This is a genomic window from Companilactobacillus zhachilii (assembly GCF_003606365.2).
GTDB lineage: Bacteria > Bacillota > Bacilli > Lactobacillales > Lactobacillaceae > Companilactobacillus > Companilactobacillus zhachilii.
Map to the genome: position 1 here is coordinate 2,052,851 of NZ_CP031933.2, position 19,388 is coordinate 2,072,238.

Annotated in this window: 14 protein-coding genes, 1 pseudogene and 1 CRISPR repeat array; of the genes and pseudogenes, 3 read left to right on the forward strand and 12 right to left on the reverse strand. The window is 35.1% G+C overall.

The genetic code is table 11. The annotated features are described in order from the left end of the window. Positions 1-282: 282 nt before the first annotated feature. Both groL and groES read right to left on the reverse strand, forming a co-directional pair. Positions 283-1,914 (reverse strand): chaperonin GroEL, encoded by a 1,632-nt coding sequence (groL, locus tag D1B17_RS09460; protein WP_120141946.1) that lies wholly within the window; start codon positions 1,912-1,914, stop codon positions 283-285. 57 nt (positions 1,915-1,971) lie between these two features. Then, the gene (gene groES, locus D1B17_RS09465) at positions 1,972-2,256 is read right to left on the reverse strand and encodes a co-chaperone GroES (protein ID WP_057892210.1); all 285 of its coding nucleotides are present in this window, start codon (positions 2,254-2,256) and stop codon (positions 1,972-1,974) included. Between the two features lie 142 nt (positions 2,257-2,398). Here groES and D1B17_RS09470 point away from each other — a divergent pair, with 142 nt between their 5' ends. Further along, a complete protein-coding gene (locus D1B17_RS09470; RefSeq protein ID WP_240704400.1) occupies positions 2,399-3,025 on the forward strand; it encodes a CPBP family intramembrane glutamic endopeptidase in 627 nt (208 codons plus the stop codon). Positions 3,026-3,116: 91 nt separating this feature from the next. On the opposite strand, the gene D1B17_RS09475 is transcribed toward D1B17_RS09470, so the two are convergent. From D1B17_RS09475 to D1B17_RS09485, 3 genes are all read right to left on the reverse strand, one after another. Further along, entirely contained in the window at positions 3,117-4,397 is a 1,281-nt protein-coding gene (locus D1B17_RS09475; protein ID WP_120141945.1) for a cation:dicarboxylate symporter family transporter, read from the reverse strand. A gap of 447 nt (positions 4,398-4,844) precedes the next feature. Continuing rightward, positions 4,845-5,813 (reverse strand): mannose-6-phosphate isomerase, class I, encoded by a 969-nt coding sequence (gene manA / locus D1B17_RS09480; protein ID WP_120141944.1) that lies wholly within the window; start codon positions 5,811-5,813, stop codon positions 4,845-4,847. Positions 5,814-5,833: 20 nt separating this feature from the next. Next, positions 5,834-6,484 carry a redox-sensing transcriptional repressor Rex gene (locus tag D1B17_RS09485; protein WP_120141943.1) on the reverse strand — a complete coding sequence of 217 codons (651 nt, stop codon included), beginning with the start codon at positions 6,482-6,484 and terminating at the stop codon, positions 5,834-5,836. A gap of 136 nt (positions 6,485-6,620) precedes the next feature. On the opposite strand from D1B17_RS09485, the gene D1B17_RS09490 reads away from it, so the two are divergent. Both D1B17_RS09490 and D1B17_RS09495 read left to right on the forward strand, forming a co-directional pair. After that, the gene (locus tag D1B17_RS09490) at positions 6,621-8,534 is read left to right on the forward strand and encodes an ABC-F family ATP-binding cassette domain-containing protein (RefSeq protein ID WP_120141942.1); all 1,914 of its coding nucleotides are present in this window, start codon (positions 6,621-6,623) and stop codon (positions 8,532-8,534) included. Positions 8,535-9,026: 492 nt separating this feature from the next. Then, a pseudogene (locus D1B17_RS09495) lies at positions 9,027-9,877 on the forward strand (DUF368 domain-containing protein). A gap of 176 nt (positions 9,878-10,053) precedes the next feature. On the opposite strand, the gene D1B17_RS09500 reads toward D1B17_RS09495, so the two are convergent. The 7 genes from D1B17_RS09500 to cas9 form a co-directional block, all read right to left on the reverse strand. Then, complete coding sequence (locus tag D1B17_RS09500; RefSeq protein WP_120141941.1) at positions 10,054-10,773, reverse strand: hypothetical protein; 720 nt, start codon at positions 10,771-10,773, stop codon at positions 10,054-10,056. 120 nt (positions 10,774-10,893) lie between these two features. Further along, the gene (locus tag D1B17_RS09505) at positions 10,894-12,237 is read right to left on the reverse strand and encodes a PFL family protein (protein ID WP_120141940.1); all 1,344 of its coding nucleotides are present in this window, start codon (positions 12,235-12,237) and stop codon (positions 10,894-10,896) included. Between the two features lie 9 nt (positions 12,238-12,246). Then, positions 12,247-12,513: an ACT domain-containing protein gene (locus D1B17_RS09510; RefSeq protein WP_120141939.1), complete on the reverse strand. Its 267-nt coding sequence runs from the start codon at positions 12,511-12,513 to the stop codon at positions 12,247-12,249. Between the two features lie 129 nt (positions 12,514-12,642). Continuing rightward, positions 12,643-13,313: a CRISPR direct-repeat array (repeat unit 36 nt; unit sequence GTTTTACTGTTTCTAAATCTTTGAAGGTACAAAAGC). A 26-nt stretch (positions 13,314-13,339) separates the two neighbouring features. Continuing rightward, positions 13,340-14,362: a P-loop NTPase family protein gene (locus tag D1B17_RS09515; RefSeq protein ID WP_137432125.1), complete on the reverse strand. Its 1,023-nt coding sequence runs from the start codon at positions 14,360-14,362 to the stop codon at positions 13,340-13,342. Next, complete coding sequence (cas2, locus tag D1B17_RS09520; protein WP_120144193.1) at positions 14,359-14,667, reverse strand: CRISPR-associated endonuclease Cas2; 309 nt, start codon at positions 14,665-14,667, stop codon at positions 14,359-14,361. Before cas2 ends, D1B17_RS09515 begins: the two co-directional genes overlap by 4 nt. 11 nt (positions 14,668-14,678) lie before the next feature. Then, on the reverse strand, positions 14,679-15,596 hold the full coding sequence (gene cas1, locus D1B17_RS09525; RefSeq protein WP_166806667.1) for a type II CRISPR-associated endonuclease Cas1: 918 nt from the start codon (positions 15,594-15,596) through the stop codon (positions 14,679-14,681). 181 nt (positions 15,597-15,777) lie between these two features. After that, positions 15,778-19,173: a type II CRISPR RNA-guided endonuclease Cas9 gene (gene cas9, locus D1B17_RS09530; protein ID WP_120141936.1), complete on the reverse strand. Its 3,396-nt coding sequence runs from the start codon at positions 19,171-19,173 to the stop codon at positions 15,778-15,780. Positions 19,174-19,388: the final 215 nt, after the last annotated feature.

Consider the following 19,388-nt stretch of genomic DNA (forward strand, 5'->3'; position numbering starts at 1 on the left):
TCGATTTTGAACCTCGCACAAATCGCGAGTTTCAAAAGCCGTCCCGTGGTGTAAGCACTAAAGAGCTAACGCCACCTGCACAGCGACCTAATTTCTTGCTCTTTCCGGCTAGTTCATTGTTTATTTTTGAATTAATATTAAATAACTTTAAGTATCATTTTGACATCAATAATTAGAATTATCGGATTAAGTACAGTTAGAATAACTAAGACAAAAAAAAGCGTTGATAGAAATTAATCTACCAACGCTTTGAATTTATCGTAATTTAGATTGATGCAAAAATTACATCATACCGCCCATACCACCGGCAGCTGGGTTAGCAGCTGGTGCAGCAGGAGCATTCTTATCAGGTTTGTCAGCAACAACAGCTTCGGTTGTCAACAATAGTGAAGCAACACTGGCTGCGTTTTGCAATGCTGAACGTGTAACCTTAGTTGGGTCGATGATTCCGGCGTCAACCATGTTTTCCCACTTGTCAGTTGCAGCATTGTAACCAACTTCGTTCTTTTCGTTCTTGATATGTTCAACGATAACTGAACCTTCCATACCAGCATTTTCAGCAATTTGACGGAGTGGTTCTTCAAGAGCACGAGCGACGATGTTGATACCTGTTTGGATATCACCTTCAGCTTTAAGTGCAGTAACTTTGCCTAAAACATTCATCAAGGCTGTACCACCACCAGCAACGTAACCTTCTTCAACAGCGGCACGTGTGGCATTTAGAGCATCTTCAATTCTATACTTGCGTTCCTTCAATTCAGTTTCAGTAGCAGCACCAACTTTAACAACAGCAACACCACCAGCTAATTTAGCTAGACGTTCTTGTAACTTGTCTTTGTCAAAGTCTGAAGTTGTTTCACTGATTTGTTTCTTGATCAAATCAACACGTTCTTGGATGGCAGCTTTGTCACCAGAACCTTCAACAATTGTTGTGTTGTCCTTTGTAACGGTAACTTTACCAGCTTGACCTAATTGATCCATAGTTGTGTCTTTTAGTTCAAGACCAAGGTCTGAAGTAATAACTGTACCACCAGTCAATGTAGCAATATCTTCAAGTTGAGCCTTACGACGGTCACCAAAGCCTGGAGCCTTAACAGCAACAACGTTGAATGTACCACGAATTTTGTTCAAAACAAGTGTTGGTAGTGCTTCACCTTCGATATCATCAGCAATAATCAATAGTGACTTACCTTGTTGAACAATCTTTTGTAGTAATGGCAAGATATCTTGAATGTTTGAAATCTTCTTGTCAGTAATCAAGATGTAAGGATTGTCGAGGTCAGCTTCCATCTTATCGTTATCTGTAACCATGTATTGTGAAATGTATCCACGATCAAATTGCATACCTTCAACAACATCTAGTGTTGTATCGATACCCTTTGATTCTTCAATTGTGATAACACCATCGTTACCAACTTTTTCCATGGCATCAGCAATTAATTTACCAGTTTCTTCACTAGCTGATGAAACTGAAGCTACTTGAGCAATATCATTCTTACCTGAAACCTTGTGTGAAATCTTGTGAAGTTCATCAACAGCAGCATCTGTAGCCTTTTCGATACCAGTTCTGATACCAACAGGGTTAGCACCGGCTGTAACGTTCTTCATACCCTCTTTAACGATTGCTTGTGTCAAAACGGTAGCTGTAGTAGTACCATCACCAGCAATGTCATTTGTCTTTGAAGCTACTTCAGAAACAAGCTTTGCACCCATGTTTTCGAAGTGGTCTTCTAATTCGATACTTTTAGCGATTGTAACACCATCATTTGTGATCTCTGGTGAACCATAACTCTTTTCAAGAACAACGTTTCTACCCTTAGGTCCGATTGTTGTCTTAACTGTATCAGCTAGTTTATTAACACCATCTAACATCTTTGAACGTGCATCTTCTGAAAATTTAATTTCTTTAGCCATTAATTTTCACACTCCATAATTTAAAATAAATTTTTCTTGTTTAAGTTTTAATTTTAATTAGTCAACGATTGCCATGACATCTTTTTCATGAAGGATTAAATATTCATTGTCTTCGTACTTAACTGTTGAGCCTGCATATTTATCAAAAAGAATCTTGTCACCCTTTTTAATACTCATAGGTAATTTAGTACCATTATCAGCAACTAGACCGTCACCTACGGCAACAACTTCGGCTGTTTGGGGCTTTTCCTTAGCGTTGTTTGCTAAAACAATGCCACCAACTGTCTTTTCTTCTTCTTTATCGACTGTTACAATGACTCTATCTCCAAGTGGTTTTAACAATTTAAATACCTCCAGTAATATTAATTCAATGTTTTTGTAAGTCTTTTAGCACTCAACTATCTCTTGTGCTAATCACAAGTTTTATATTAACATTATATTGTGAAGTTGCAAGTATTTACCTTTAAAAAATATGGGGGAAATTATGTCTTATCGAACAAATCAGTTTTTCACATTATTGGCCTATATCCTGTTATTATCATTAGGTTCCATCCTAACGATGTTCTCTATCACAGGCTCAGCCTACTTTATAACCGTTACGATTGCTGCATTGATTGTAACCGGTCTAATGATTTATTTAGTCAAACAGAGTGGTCCATTGGAATTTGAAAAAAGCTCAGACTTAAATCATGATTTGCAATGGATTATTTTAGGAACAGTTGGGGCACTAGTCGTTCAATTTGGAATCGGCTTTGCAGATAAATTACTTTTCCACGCTAGTACCGATTCTCAAAACACACTCAGTTTGTTACTAATGGTCAAAGAATATCCATACTATTTCATCTACGTGATGATTGCGGCTCCAATCATGGAAGAAATTATTTTTAGACGTGTCTTTTTTGCCAATTTGATTAAGCCAACTAACATTTATATTGCTGCAATTATTTCAGCACTCTTGTTTGCTTTTATGCATCAAGATACCAGATTTTTAGTTTACGTATTTATGGGCCTTTGGTTCTCATTCGTTTACTACAAGTCAGAAAATATTTACGTCAGCGCCGGCAGTCACATTCTGATGAATGCCATTGTATTGACGTTAGGAATCATATAGTAATTTCCATATGCATAAAAAATAGCCTACCATTTTTCGGTAGGCTATTTCTGTGTGTTTAAATCGTTTTTGACTACATGGAGTGTCTTTACTAATCCCCACGTGTATATGACGCAACATACTTTTCCCGTTTATCTTCATCAAATTCCTTTTCACTCTTAGCTATAATAACTGTAGCAAGTGAATTTCCGACAACGTTAACAGCAGTACGTCCCATATCTACGAGACGGTCGATACCAGCAATGAAGGTCAAACCTTGCATTGGAACACCGATTGTCGATACTGTGGCTAGGAGTACAACAAACGATGCTCCGGGCACTCCGGCCATCCCCTTAGATGTTAACATCAATACCACTACAAGGGTAATTTGTTGCCCAATGGTTAAGTGAATATTGTAAGCTTGAGCGAGGAATAATGCAGCCAATGATTGATAAATGGCTGAACCATCAAGATTAAATGTATAGCCAGTTGGAATTACGAAAGAAACGATTCCTTTTGATGATCCATAATCTTGCATTTTTTCCATCATTTTTGGCAAAGCAGCTTCTGAACTAGCTGTTGTAAAAGCTAATGTCACTTCATTTTCAATAATTCTAAACAACTCATAAAATCTAACATGAAATAAATGTCCCACGGCTGCCATAACGACAAATACGAAAAATGCCATTGTCGCATAAGCAATCAAAATAAATAGTCCTAACGGTTTCAATGAATTGAAGCCCATTTCACCGACAGTGACACCAATCAAAGCACAGACACCAATTGGAGCTAAACGCATAACCCAATTAGTAACCTTAAACATCACATTAGCTACGGCATTTAAAACTTCAGTAATAATTTTGCCTTGCTTGCCGATTGAAGCCGTTCCTAGTCCAAAGAGAACTGAGAAGAAGATAATTGGCAACATATCACCCTTACCTAGTGATTCAAAGATGTTAGTTGGGATGATACTCATCAAGATTGACCAAATACCCGAATGTTTTGCAGTTTTAGCAGTTGCAGTATATTGACTAATATCCGAACCTTTTAGGCTATGGATATCAATATAGGTACCGGGGTGGGTAACATTAGCCACCACAATCCCAATAATAATCGCTAAAGTAGTCATAATTTCAAAATAAATTAAAGTTTTTAACCCGATTCGACCAAGTTTCTTAATATCTCCCATATTGGCGATACCAACAGTCAAACAAGAGATAACGATTGGTAGAACAATCATTTGAATCATTGAAATAAACATGGTTCCAATGTTCTGCATTACTTGTATAGCAACCTTATTTTGGTAAAATACTTGTCCCAAAATAATTCCTAGGATCAGGCCAATAATAATTTGCCAACCTAGACTAACTCGAAAAAAACGTTGTCTTTGCAATTTTAAGTCCCCTTTTGAATTAACATGTCTTTAATTATAGAAGATTTTTTAAGAAATAGGGGAATGATAGCGATTTCAAATTAAAATATTTTTCATTTTCTTAATTAGTCCGAACAAAATCAGAATGTAACGTCATTATTGTTCTATTTTTACTTAATTTTGAGATAAAAAAAGTCGGAATATACGGATTTATTTTTCCGGTATTTCGACTTTTCTTAATGTTTTTTGGGTTTTTGATTAGAAATTACTATTTTTTGATTGTAATTGTATATGTTTATCTGCAACTGTAATCAAAAAAGAGGTTAAATATGCAGCGGCTCTGAAACGGGCTACAACAGGGCAACTCCTTCCGCTTTTCATAACTATGCAAATCACACGCAAAACCAGCGTGTAATTCACATAGTTACGAAAATGCTCGGGAGCTGACCGCCCTGTTTCCGCCCTCTTTTATTCTTCTCCAGACTCTGAAGCTATAATATCCAAGTCACCTGACAACTTCCAAGCATCAACTGTTGCTGGAACTATCAAATGGATACCTTTCTTCAAATCATAATCTTTACCATCAACGGTAATCTTACCTTCTCCACTTAACACAGAGATTAATGTATACTTACCAATTTGGTGGTGTAATTCAACTGGTTCTTTGATTTCCCAGTGATAAACTGAGAAAAATGGTGATACTGGTGGTTGAACGAAGGTTGTAAATTTATTTTGTCCAACTTGTTTTGATTCGATATTTAATTTTGGATCTTTATGAGGAACGGTAATTGTGTCTTCTGATTGTTTAATGTGAAGATCACGTTTCTTGCCTGTTGTCTTGTCGACACGATCATAGTCATACAAGCGATATGTTGTATCTGAACTTTGTTGGGTTTCCAAGGCCATGATACCCTTATTCAAAGCATGCACAGTTCCACTTGGTACGTAATAGAAATCGCCTGTCTTAACAGGAACTTTTCTCAATAAGTGGTCCCAATCGCCTGATTCGATCATTTGATCAAGTTCAGCTTTATTCTTAGCATTGTGACCGTAAATCAAGTATGAACCTGGTTCAGCATCAATGATATACCAGCATTCAGTCTTACCTAATTCATGCTCATGTTCAGCAGCATAGGCATTATCTGGGTGCACTTGAACAGAAAGACTTGCTTCAGCATCCAAAATTTTTGTCAACAATGGGAAGACTTTGCCTTTAGGATTGCCAAATAGTTCACTATGATTTTTCCAAAGGTCATCAACGTATTGACCAGCAAATTCGCCGTTTTCAACTTCTGATCTGCCATGTGGGTGTCCAGAAATAGCCCAGCATTCACCGATAGTGCCATCAGGAATGTTATAACCAAATTTAGTTTCTAATTTTCTGCCGCCCCAGATTTTTTCATGGAAGACAGGTTTCAAAAATAATGGTTCACTCATAAAAAAATTCCCCCAAAAGTTTAGTTTGTCTCTTCGTTCATTGACTTATCACGATCCAAGAAGAAAATCAGTGTCTGCAATTCATTAGCTAAGTCAACATAATGAACACGGATACTGTTTGGAACATTGATGATAACTGGTGTAAAGTTCAAGATTCCTCGAACCCCTGCATCAGCTAACAAGTCAGCCGTCGTTTGTGCAGCGTTTGATGAAACTGTCAAAATACAGACATCGATCTGTTGCAAGTTAAGTTGTTCCTTCAATTCACTAATATCGTAAACTGGAACTCCACTCTTAACTGTACCGACAATTTCCTTATTTATATCAAAAGCTGCCGCAATTCGAACATTATTCGTCCGAGAAAAGTTATAATTTAGTAAGGCGTTACCTAAATTACCAACTCCAACTAAGGCTACATTGGTTCGTTTATCTTGATTCAACAGCTTCTTAAAGAAGACCACTAAATCGTTTACATCGTAGCCATAACCACGTTTCCCAAGTGCACCTAGATATGAGAAGTCACGTCTAATTGTAGCACTATCAATCTTGACCCCTTCTGATAATTCACCAGAGGAGATTTTTTTTGTACCTTCATCCTTGAGAAATTGGAAGTAACGATAATAAATTGGTAAACGCTTTATTGTTGCGTTTGGAACTGTTGTTTTTGTCATAATTTACCACCATATGTGTGTCATTTCACTAACATTCATAGTAAATAAAAATCACTAAAAACGCAATACGTTAAACCTATAAAGGCATAAATTATTAATTAATGATAAAATTGTGAATACATAAAGGAGTTATATTTTGATTTTATTACAAGCACAAAACATTACGAAAAATTTCGGAACAAAGAAACTTTTTTCCAATGTCAGTTTTGAGATTCAAGACAACAGCCGCATCGGTTTAGTCGGTCGAAACGGTGTCGGAAAATCAACTTTGTTGAAGATTATCTCTGATCAAGAGAGTTACAACAGTGGCAATATTGCCCTAAAAAAAGATACTAATATTGGTTATTTAGCCCAGGATTCTGGACTCGATAGTGACAATCAAATCTTTTTGGAAATGGAAAAAGTTTTTGATTATCTTAAAGAACAAGAAAAGAAAATGCACGCTCTAGAAGAGAAACTTGCCAATCCAAATGTCGACGATTACGATGCCATTCTGAAACAATATGACCAACTACAAAATACTTTCCGTCAAGAAAATGGTTACGGTTATCAATCAGAAATCCGCAGCGTTCTAAAGGGATTCGGCTTTGATGAAGATGTTTGGAAAAACCAAATTTCTACTCTTTCTGGTGGTGAAAGATCTCGTTTAGCTATGGCAAAGATGCTTTTGGAACATCACGATATCTTACTTTTGGATGAACCGACTAACCATTTGGACATCAATACCGTCGAATGGTTAGAAAGTTATCTGAAAGGTTATCGTGGTGCATTAGTTATCGTTTCCCATGACCAATACTTCCTTGATAAAGTTACGACCGAGATTGTTGAAATCAATCAACATTCATCAACTCACTACTCTGGTAATTATTCTTTCTACTTGCAAGAAAAGAAAAAGAACCAAGAAGTTGCTTGGAAACATTACGAAGAACAACAAGCTGAAATCAAGAAAACTGAAGAGTACATTCAAAAAAATATTGTTCGTGCTTCAACAACTAAGATGGCCCAGAGTCGTCGTAAAAAGTTGGAACACATGGATGTTTTGGAACGTCCTGGCAGTGATCAAGGTTCAGTTCACTTCTCATTTGATATCGACAAAGAAAGTGGTAACGATGTTTTACTAGTCAAAGATGCTGCAATCGGATACGATAACGAAATCATGTCTGAGCCTATCAACTTAGATGTCAAAAAAGGTGAACGCGTTGGTATCATTGGACCAAATGGTATTGGTAAATCAACTTTTCTTAAATCAATTTTAGGTAAAATTCCTCTAATCAAAGGAACTAGTCAATTTGGTGCCAATGTTCAAGTCGGTTACTACGACCAGAATTTAAAGGGCCTTGATCCTAAAAAAGACGTTCTTCACGAAATCTGGGACCGTTATCCACGACTAGATGAACAAATTATCCGCAAAAAGTTAGGTGCTTTCCTATTCAGCGGTGATGATGTTCTCAAGCCAGTTGCAGGACTATCTGGTGGTGAAAAAGCTCGATTAACATTAACAAAATTATCAATGGAAAATAATAATTTTCTTGTAATGGACGAACCGACAAACCACTTGGACATTGACAGTAAGGAAGTCCTAGAAGATGCCCTCAAGAGTTTTGCCGGAACCGTCCTCTTCGTATCCCATGATCGTTACCTTTTGAATACACTAGCTAGCCGTATTGTCGATATCGGTAGTCACGGAAGCACAATTTATCTTGGTGACTACGATTACTACTTGGAGAAGACAACCGACAAGCCTACTGAAGAAGAAACTGAAAAGGCTTCAACTGTTAGTGAAAAGAAGGTTGAGTATCAACAATCTAAGGAACAACAAAAACAAGAACGAAAATTACGTCGTCAAGTTGAAGACCTTGAAAGTCAGCTTGCTGAACTAGAAGCTAAGAATACTGCTATTCAAAAAGAAATGACTAAGGAAGAAAATCTCACTTCATACAGCAAATTGGCCGATCTTCAAAAAGAACTCGACGAAAATAAAGCGCAACAAGATAAAATCGAAGAACAATGGACTGAAAAATCTATCGAATTGGAAGACTTTAATAGTTAATATTGTTCCCTTTTTTATTTTGAGATGGGCAATTATGGACATTAGAGTGTATGTTTTGGTTACTTTTATATAAAATTAATAGCTCCAGTAATCCAATTTAGGATTGCTGGAGCTATTTGCCTTAATCAGCTAAAGATTGAAAGTTTTAAAATAAACTTTAAGTTGTGATGTTCTAGTTCTTCAGAGTATAAAGATAGTAACTCATTCTGTATAAAAAATAACGAATAAATTTGCCGGAAAGAACAAGAAATTTCGGTCGCTGTGAAAGTGGCGTTAACACTTTAATGTTTACACCGCGGGATGACTTTTGAAACTCGCGGTTTTTGCGAGCTTCGAGACCGTTCTTCGGCTCAAATCGGCCCCATAGCGACCAAAATTTCTTGCTCTTGGAGGCGGAACATTTAACTATCACCACGCGTATTCCATATTTTAATTGCCATAACATATATTTTTTGATAATGTGAATAAAATAACTTTTTCTAAAGAGGATATATGAAAACAAAACGAGATAATATTTTTATTCGCTTTTTCAAGGGTGTAATCATCGCTTTAGGGTTCATTCTCCCCGGAGTTTCCGGCGGTGTCTTAGCGGCCATTATGGGTATTTATGCACGTCTATTGAGTTTCATGGCTCACGTTCGTAAAAACTTCAAACGTGATTTTCTATATTTTTACCAATAGGTATAGGTGGAATTGTCGGTATCGGTGTCCTATCCAAACCACTAGAATATCTCTTAGCCAACTATCAAATGATTGTCCTATGGGGCTTTGCTGGTACCATTTTTGGAACTTTGCCCACATTGGTTAGGGAATCCACTTCTCAAACAAAACGTGACAAAATTGATATCATTTGGTTTTTCAGTATGCTCATCGGCGGAGGATTATTCCTCTACTTCATGAGTGAAATTTTAGGAACCATCCCTGCTAATTTCTTTGGTTTCATTATTGCGGGTATTCTGATTGCTTTGGGTGTATTGGTTCCCGGATTAAGCCCATCAAATTTATTAATTATCCTAGGCTTGTACACTCCAATGTTAAAAGGATTCAAAACTTTTGATCCGCTCGTATTCATTCCCATTGCAATTGGAGGAATTATTTCACTATTGACCTTCTCCAAGGCTATGGAAAGTTTAATTAAACATCATCATTCCCGAGTGTATCATTTCATCTTAGGAATCGTTTTAGCCAGTACCATTTTGATTCTGATACCCAACCCCTATTTGGCCGAAAGTATTTCCTACCAAAATGTCACCGGCATGGACTGGTTGTTGAGCATTGCTTTCTTCATCGTTGGCTGTCTGTTAGCACTTTGGATGAGTCGATTAGAGGATAAATATAAATAGAAAATGGCTTCAGTAATACGATGTAACTAATTTGATAAAAAAGTGCTGTATTGTTTGAAGTTGAATATAATCAAAAAAGCTAGATATTTCTTCTTGGTATAAATCCCAAAAGAATATCTAGCTTTTTTGCTCTATTTCAAATTGACACTACAAATTTAAGGTCAAAATATTTTTTGTTACAAACTTATTTTTTTCAGATAATTGCTTTTAATTTTATAAGACGTAGTTAAACGGTCATCAACTATCGGTTGAATCGAATCTGAATATTGATTCTCAAATGTTGCATTATTGCCGGCTTTCAACGTTTCAATCCCCAACAAATCTTGATAATGGAAAACTTGTTTCATGGTAAATTTATTACCCGACATCAAGCCTAAGATTGGGAAATCATTCGTCTGCTCTGTTACGAAATGCATCACATTGTTGAATGTCAATTCATCTCTATCACGTGGATTAGCAGTGTAATCGGTAATCGCATCATTGGCAAATTTGAAATCAACTGGATCAGTTAATCCATTACCCCAAGTTAAATTCCAATATTGCTTGTGATGGTCATATTTAACTCGATGCCATGACTCGTAGTTTAACGATGAGAACATATCTTGATTAGACTCAAAAATTACTGCAACATATGTAAATACTTTAATATCATTTTCAAAAGTTACGTCAATAAAAGGAATAAACACGTGATTTTCATCAATAAATGTATTAAAGTCGACGAACTTTTCTATAATATAATTTTTAGCGTCTACCAATGTCGATTCTCGTTTTTGAACGTAATCAAAGGCAGGTACTTCATAAGCGTGGTTTTCATTATTGGAAGTTTTGGTATAAATATTATCTGTTTGGTCATCATACTTTAAAATGATGTATGAAATTTTAGTTCTGGTTTTCATTAATACACCTCCCATACTTTGTACCACAAATGACGTCATAATATAAGTAATTTTTCCAAAAAAATAGACTATGACAAAATAAATGAATTTAAACCTTCTGTCACAGTCTAGTATAAAACTTTAATTTTTGAATGAGTGGATTGGTGCTGGAATTCGACCACCACGATGGATAAAATCAGCCGGGCTATTTGTATTGACTGCCATTACAGGAGCTTTCCCAAACAAGCCACCAAATTCAACGACGTCTCCAACTTTTTTACCAGTGGCGGGGATAATTCTCACAGCCGTTGTCTTATTATTGATCACACCAATGGCAGCTTCATCAGCAATCATGCCACTAATTGTTTCCGCGGTTGTATCACCAGGAATCGCAATCATATCTAACCCAACTGAACAAACTGCTGTCATTGCCTCAAGTTTCTCAATATTTAATCTACCAGCAGTGACAGCTCGAATCATTTCAGCATCCTCTGAGACAGGAATAAAGGCTCCGGATAAACCACCGACATGTTCACAGGCCATGACACCACCCTTTTTAACGGCATCATTCAGTAAGGCCAATGCAGCCGTAGTTCCAGGTGCACCGACACTTTCCAAACCAATTTCTTCTAAGATTTCTGCTACAGAATCACCTTCATTTGGCGTTGGCGCTAAGGATAAATCAACAATCCCAAATGGAACATTTAATGCCTTAGAAGCCAGATCTCCGACAAATTGGCCCATTCTAGTTACCTTGAAAGTTGTCTTCTTAATCGTTTCAGAAACAACATCAATTGGTTGACCTTTGACATGTTCCAAAGCACTCTTGACGACCCCGGGTCCACTAATACCGACATTAATAACACAGTCAGCCTCACCAACTCCATGAAATGCTCCAGCCATAAAGGGATTGTCTTCAACTGCATTAGCAAAAATAACTAAGCTCATACAATTAACTGGATCAACTTTAGCCAAATCTTTCACAACTTGTCCCATTTGACCAACTGCATCTAAGTTAATTCCTGAACGAGTAGAACCAACATTAACTGAACCACAGACACGACTAGTTTCCGTCAAAGCTTGAGGTAGCGATTGAATCAATTTAACATCACCAGACTGATACCCTTTTTGTACTAAAGCTGAAAAGCCACCAATTAAATCAACACCTAATTCAGTGGCAGCCTTATCCATTATCTTGGCATAAGCCACATAATCCTTATCACCAGATGCAGCAGCTATCATTGAAATTGGAGTTACCGAGATTCTTTTGTTGACGATAGGAATACCATATTCTGACTCAATTTTGTCAGCAACCTTTACTAAGTCCTTAGCTTTAGTCATCAATTTATTATAAATTTTTTGACGAGCTTTCTCACCATCACTATCAATACAATCAAAAAGTGAGATTCCCATCGTAATAGTTCGAATATCAAGTTTCTCTTCAGAAATCATCTGAATCGTTTCTAAAATTGAATTAGTTTCCATAGGAACCCCCTAGAGTTTTTGAATAGCATCAAAAATTTCTTCACGCTGAATCCGAATGTCTAAACCTGAAGCCTTACCCAGTTCACTGAGACTGTTCTTAACCGTATCAAAATTAGTGGCATCATCCCATGTCACCATCATCATCATCGTAAAGTTGTCATGCATTAAAGTTTGCGAAATATCAATAATATTGACATCAAGTTCCGCTAACTTAGTTGAAACCTTAGCCACAATACCCACTTGATCATGACCCAAAACTGTCAAAATAGCTTTCATAGTGATTCCTCATCTTTCGATTGTTTTGAGGTTATCTTATATTATTTGGTTTGTGGGGGCAATAGGGAAAATTATTTGTGGGTATAAAAATAATCCTAGATTGTTTTTGTCTAGGATTATGATGGAGATTTTTCATTGTTTCTAAATTTTTGAAGGTACAAAAACACGAGCGATACAAGCGAACTCAAACCGTCGGGTACAAAAACATCAGAAATCAAATGATTATCATTAATTTTGTTTTACTGTTTCTAAATCTTTGAAGGTACAAAAGCCAATGTTTGCAAAGGGCACTGGTAGCGATGGTTTTACTGTTTCTAAATCTTTGAAAGTACAAAAGCCCAACTTCGATATACAGTTTGATGATAAGGGTTTTACTGTTTCTAAATCTTTGAAGGTACAAAAGCCCAGGCGGTTAGTTCAAATCCATTTGGATAGTTTTACTGTTTCTAAATCTTTGAAGGTACAAAAGCTGATGCCACCTTCCGCCGACACTCCACCAAGTTTTACTGTTTCTAAATCTTTGAAGGTACAAAAGCATACTAAGACGACTGACGGTACTCCTGATCGTTTTACTGTTTCTAAATCTTTGAAGGTACAAAAGCTGTCTCTGTTAGCTGCGACACTCATATGAAGTTTTACTGTTTCTAAATCTTTGAAGGTACAAAAGCAGATTGGATTGATATTTTCAACCATGCTTGGTTTTACTGTTTCTAAATCTTTGAAGGTACAAAAGCCTTTTTGGTTACATCAATAAGCCGCTCATCGTTTTACTGTTTCTAAATCTTTGAAGGTACAAAAGCCTCAAATTCAAAATTTCATCCGTCAATTAGTCTTTCAAAAATTCGGTTTCTGCTTTAGTTAGCAATTGATTCTTTAGATCAAACGACGTCTCGTAACCCAAAATATCATTTACCACCTTTAATAATACCAAATCTTTACTCGAGATAAAGGACTTTTCACTACTTCCTATAAATGGAGCAATTCTTCCAACTGCCTTTGAAAATTCAGTTTCCGTCAAATTAAATTCATTCGGATAGTGAAGTTTAACTGAATGCAAAAATTCTTCACATGGTAATAATTGATGAAAATTATCGGCTGACACAACAATCTTATCAATATCACTAATTTCTATGGGGACTGAATTAAGAGTATTGCCTAAATATAGTAATTTCAAATCATAATTAGTCATTAATCTTTTTACTTTAATTAAAAACGAATGCTTATCCTCTAAGGATATGAAATTATCCAAATTATAAAGCACCAGCCAGACAGGGTTACCATTGTCTTTTAGTTTAAATTCCAAAAAATTCAAATACTCATCTAACAACGTTTCAGTGTCCATAAACTCTAACGGATAACTGTCGTCATCACTTTCATAACCCATTAACAAATTATTCTTCAAAAAATCAAAATAACTTAAATCTTGGAATTCGACCCTTAAGTTATTAGAATAAACATCTAATAGTTTTTGTACAGTAATTTCTAATTGTAGATGTTCATCATTAATTTTCTCTATTGACCGATCAATTCCAAGATCATCACTTAAACTATTCAGCAAATCAAACAACAAAGAGTCCTTCTTATAAACCATTTGACCATAAATACTGTCACGATTGTTAATAAAATAAAAATCATTATTCTTCACAGATAATGGGTGCCCGTCTAAAATCAATTCTATTTTGTTATCACCATAAATGTTCTCAGTTAATTTAGGATTTTTATTAAAGTAATAATATAAACTACGAAAAATTTTCCATAATTGTTTTTGATTTGGTCCACTAATATAGGCAGCATCATCGAATTCAATATCTAAGAACTTCTGATTTTCCAATTCTATTTTTAAAATCATATACAAACCAATTCCTTACTACCAACAAGCTCTTCTTGCTTGCTTCGACTTCCAACCAAAATCTGCATATCATTAAACTGCTTCTCGCTTACAGAAATTAGTCGAACTTCCCCATGAATTGGCAAATATTGTTTAAGAGCTTTTTCATATTTCTTGCCACCTGCCCGATTTTGGATAGCACGATAGTAAACTGAGTATTGCAACATAGTAAAACCATTACGTAACAATTCTTTTCGAAAAATACGGTACTGTCGTTTTTCATTCGGCGTATCAACGGGCAAATCAAACATACATAACATTCTCATATTTTGATATTTCAACTTTCCTCACCTATAAGATTTTCCAATTTAATATCAACCAATAATGCAGGATCTTGTTCATCAATAGCAGATATAAAACTAGCAACATATTCTTGCATGGCATTATCAATTGTCATTTTTTTATTCTGAATTTTGATTTTCTGACTCATAAATTCAATGATTTTCAATCGTGCTTCATAGCTCAGATAATCTTGTTTATCGTTAATAACATATTCATTTACCCAGTAATCCATTAACGGACGAAATGGTTCCATCAAATCGTCAACCAAATTAAAACTATTGAACTCATTATGATGAAAAATACCTAACATAGTAACTAAACCATTACCAACAACAATTCGCGCCATACACGACCTTAAAATTGCATAACCAAAGTTCATAGCACCGTTAATTAAATTTTCATCATCCCTGGTAAATGACTTACCATATAGCGAATCAAAATATACTTTAGCAACTGGACCTTCCCGATTCGTTGTATCACCAATGAGCAAATTTGAGATTAAGTCTTGCATTAAATTCAAACGGTCCTCATCTACACCAGCAAATCTAGCATAATCAACCTGGTTCGTCATTTTTTGCTTAATCACACTCTGCCAAATAAGTCCCTTTTGTTCTTTAGTCCACTCAGCTTGTCGAATAACACGTTTAGAATAATGATGATACTGACCATATGGTAGGTAAATTCCAACTGGTAAATACTTATCATCGCAAATAACTAAACCAACATTATTTTGACTTAAGCTCGATAACAATTTTGTTGTAATAGTGGTTCGATTACCTTCTAAAACAATCATCGTTATATCCGATAAGGGTATATAAACCTTATTCTCTTTCTTTAAAACTTCAAGACTGTCTAGTCGTAACCGTAAAACATCTCCTTCTTTGACATGGACAATTCGCCATCCCAATAACATCACCTCCAAATTTGGATAAAAAAAACCACCTATTTTTTAAAATAGGTGGTAAATTCGGAATAAATCCTTATTTTTGTAGATCTTCAAAGATTTAGAAACAGTAAAACTAAATCTAAGTCGAATGAACGTTCAAACATATAAGGCGTCCCTTACAAACAAAATAATAGCAATTTGTAACGGATTAATCAAGGATATCTTGAGGATAATCTGACTCTTTTTCAATGTAATATGGATCACCTAATATATTTGTATTTACTTTCCAAATTTTACAATTTTTTGGTACTAAACGTTTTATGGTTTGCGTTTTCGTATTACCAAAGATTGGAATGGTTCCTTCAGAAAATACATATCTATCGATAGGTTTCAACTCTGCATTCCATTTGTGATCTAACTTGGATCTTGACCAAAATAGTAATTCTACGCTCTTTTCTAAACTATCTTTACTTTTAATTTTAATTCTATCCTTACGATACAAAGTAAACATAAATTCAGAATCATCAGCAACTTTTTCGCGTTTCTTGATTTCCAAATATTTATCCATCTTTATACCGTATACTCCCCCCTTTTGAAACTTCAAGTCAGCATACTTAATACCCATGATTTCATATTCACCAGTCTCATGGTTTAAATAAACATCTGTCCGCCAAGGATTCAAAGACTGCAAAACAACGTGTTTTCCATTAGCATTATTAGGTGTGATATCAATATGTGAACCTAACTTCTTATCCAAATACTTCAACTGTTTAATAACTGGACCGTTATTTTTCTTAGAATACTTCTTTATCATCCCATGATCTCGGCGATAAAGTTCAAATGGACTAATATCCACTGACTTAACTTTACCGTTATTTTGTGTCTGATCAATCTTGTCTGGATACATATCCAAGACTTTTTCTAATTCAGAAAAACTTCTTGCATCAAATTTAGCCAATAGAAATTTAGTCTTATCTTTATCGAAAACTTTCTTGAATTTCTTATATCCATCAACTGAATAAATATCTTTAACTTTAGCAACTACATATTCAGCCGCTTTTTTATCTTTGGCTAATTGACCCATTCTAGTTGAGTAAATCGTTGCATCACTAACCTTACGATTCATCTTCTTATCAACTTGATGCGAGAATTTAATTCGACCATCGGCATTTCTAACGTCATCTAAAAACCCTTCATATGGTTCTTTATACATGACTTTATCAAATCGCTTATCATCTAAAATTTCGCCTGTTTGAATATCAATTGATTCCTCACCAACTTTGTTAGGAAAAATACTGCTACCTTTTTTCCACATATTCAAAAATGGTGTTGCTGCAATAATCGATGCATCAATCGCATGGTGATGGAAAGTCTCTCTGGTCTTATTGATATCCCAGTGTTTACGCATATTAGAAGTGAACTTTCCTCTAATAACAGTTACCTTAGTACCGTCATTTTTTTCTGAGAAGAATTCTTGTAGGCTATTTAACACAACCCGTGACGAATAACGAGTATCGACTAGATTTCTGGAAATAAATCTCTTCCTAGTCTCAATATCACTGACATTTTCAGCAAAAAGATAATTTTGCCTTTTATTCTTATTAAAACGAGGGTTAGCGACAACTGTTGCTTTAAATTTAGCCCAACCTTGACCATGACCTTCATTAAGAAATTCATATGGTGTTTTCTTATCTTTAACTTGATTCATTGAAGCAAAGCAGAGCGTTTTATTATTGATACCATCATCAAAAGAAATTGATTGTGGAATAATATGATCTATTTGAAACTTATCAGGATTTTTTAATAGGTCAGTTGCTTCTATTGTTTTCCCATTGTAAGGATCAATTTCATTTTGTTGATACCACAAACGGATAGCCATCTGTAATTTTCGACTCTTACTCAAAGCTATCTTAACTGCTTTTTCATCACCAACTGACGAAACAAATGCTTGATAGGCGGAATCCTTAGCTGCCTTATTTTGCTTTTGAAAATCTTCAATCTGTTTCTTCTCTTCGTCAAGATTCTTATCACGAGGCATCTCTACGACTAGATAATCAATATGACCATACTTCTTCAAAACGGCATTGACTATTTTTAAAGCTTCGCGGACTGCTTTAGCTGCAACTGGATTATAAATATCCTGAGCTATTTCACGATATGGCAAATATTTATTATCAGCAAAACGTTTTGAATCTTTTCTGACTAATCCCAATTCATTCAGCAAAGTCATTTGTTCAATTGGCCGTTCCATCATAATTGGGACCAATTTATTCATTGTCTTAATTGAAAAGCGATGCCACTTATTATTGGTAGTTATATCAAAACTAGCCTTATGATCAATGATTATTTGAATCAACTCATCATCTACAAAATCAAAGTCAGGCTTTAATCGATTAACAATTTGTTTTCTAATCTCACCATTTTCAGTATTCAACGTCAAAATAAAGCTCAATTTATTAATAAATTCAATCGGCCACTTAGTAATATCGACGTCAGCTTTCAAGAATTCCTTATGAACTTTTCGATAAATTGCCATTGAACTAATTTCTGGTTTATCTTTATCATTAGTTCGATAACCTTTAATATCATCTTTTTCACAACCAGTAACTTTCTTAATTAAATTCATCATATTAACAGTTGTGACATTATTCTTTAATTCGTTAATAATTGTTTCTTTATCAGTTTGAGTTAACTTTTCATCTTCATAACTCAAGATTCTTAAATTATTTAAATCATTCAAGACATTAAACAACTGTGCAGTATACGATGCCGCAGATGCTCTTAATTCATCAGGATAAACTTTATCATGGCCGATTAACTCTTCAAACAAATTGTCTAGTGTCCGACCATCAGTCTTATAAATACCATAATCAGTCCGTGATTTTTCATTACCCGGTCCAACAAAATAATCGCGTTTACGCGTCAAGATTGAATAATATTGTTTCTCGAACTCATCTGTTAAAATATCCGGATAAAATTTCTTTTGCATGGCAATAATTCTTTGAGCTTCTTTTTCATAAGCTTTAGTCGGAAAAACATTTAACAAAACTTTTTGACTATCTAAATCATCCCCGACAACAACTTTTCCACGCACAGCTCCAAACTCATTCAAACGCTGTAATTGAATTTCAGCCGGTGTTTTATTTTCCAAAGCTTGATTATTCAGACGTAAACTACTTGAGTAATCAGTTCCACCATCTTCAAAATCGGCATCTTTTAAATCATAGCTAATTCCCCGTCGTTTAACGATTTGATATAAACTCTCAGCCAATTCATTTTTAGTTAACTGCTCAGTTAAACCTTTCACCCTTAATTCATAAGGATTTTCATTGTTATCAAATAATTCTGAAAAGTTCTCTTTATCATAATTGGCAATCAAGCCAAATTTTTCAAATAACTTAGCAGTATCTTGACGACGTTGTTTTTTTCTATTTAATAATCGTCTAGAACCACGCATGCTACGACGATCTTGATTACCTTCAGCCACCTTGGCATTAAACAATCTAGCGCCCAACTCAACAACTTTACCTTGGTCAATATTCAACACACTAAATCCAACCGATGCAACACCAATATCCAAGCCTAAACTAATTCTGTCTACCATGACTACAACCTCTAACAATTAAAATTTGAAATAATGCGAAAAAAATCACTAACTAAAATATATCATATAAAATTACTCAGTTTTCCGCTTATCAAAAAAAGATGCTATCGATAAAAAATTCGATAGCATCTTTATTAATTCCTATTATTTTTTGAAATATAGTCCCAATCTACCAATAAACTAGTCTCTAGGTGCGAGTACGGATACCAGCAGTG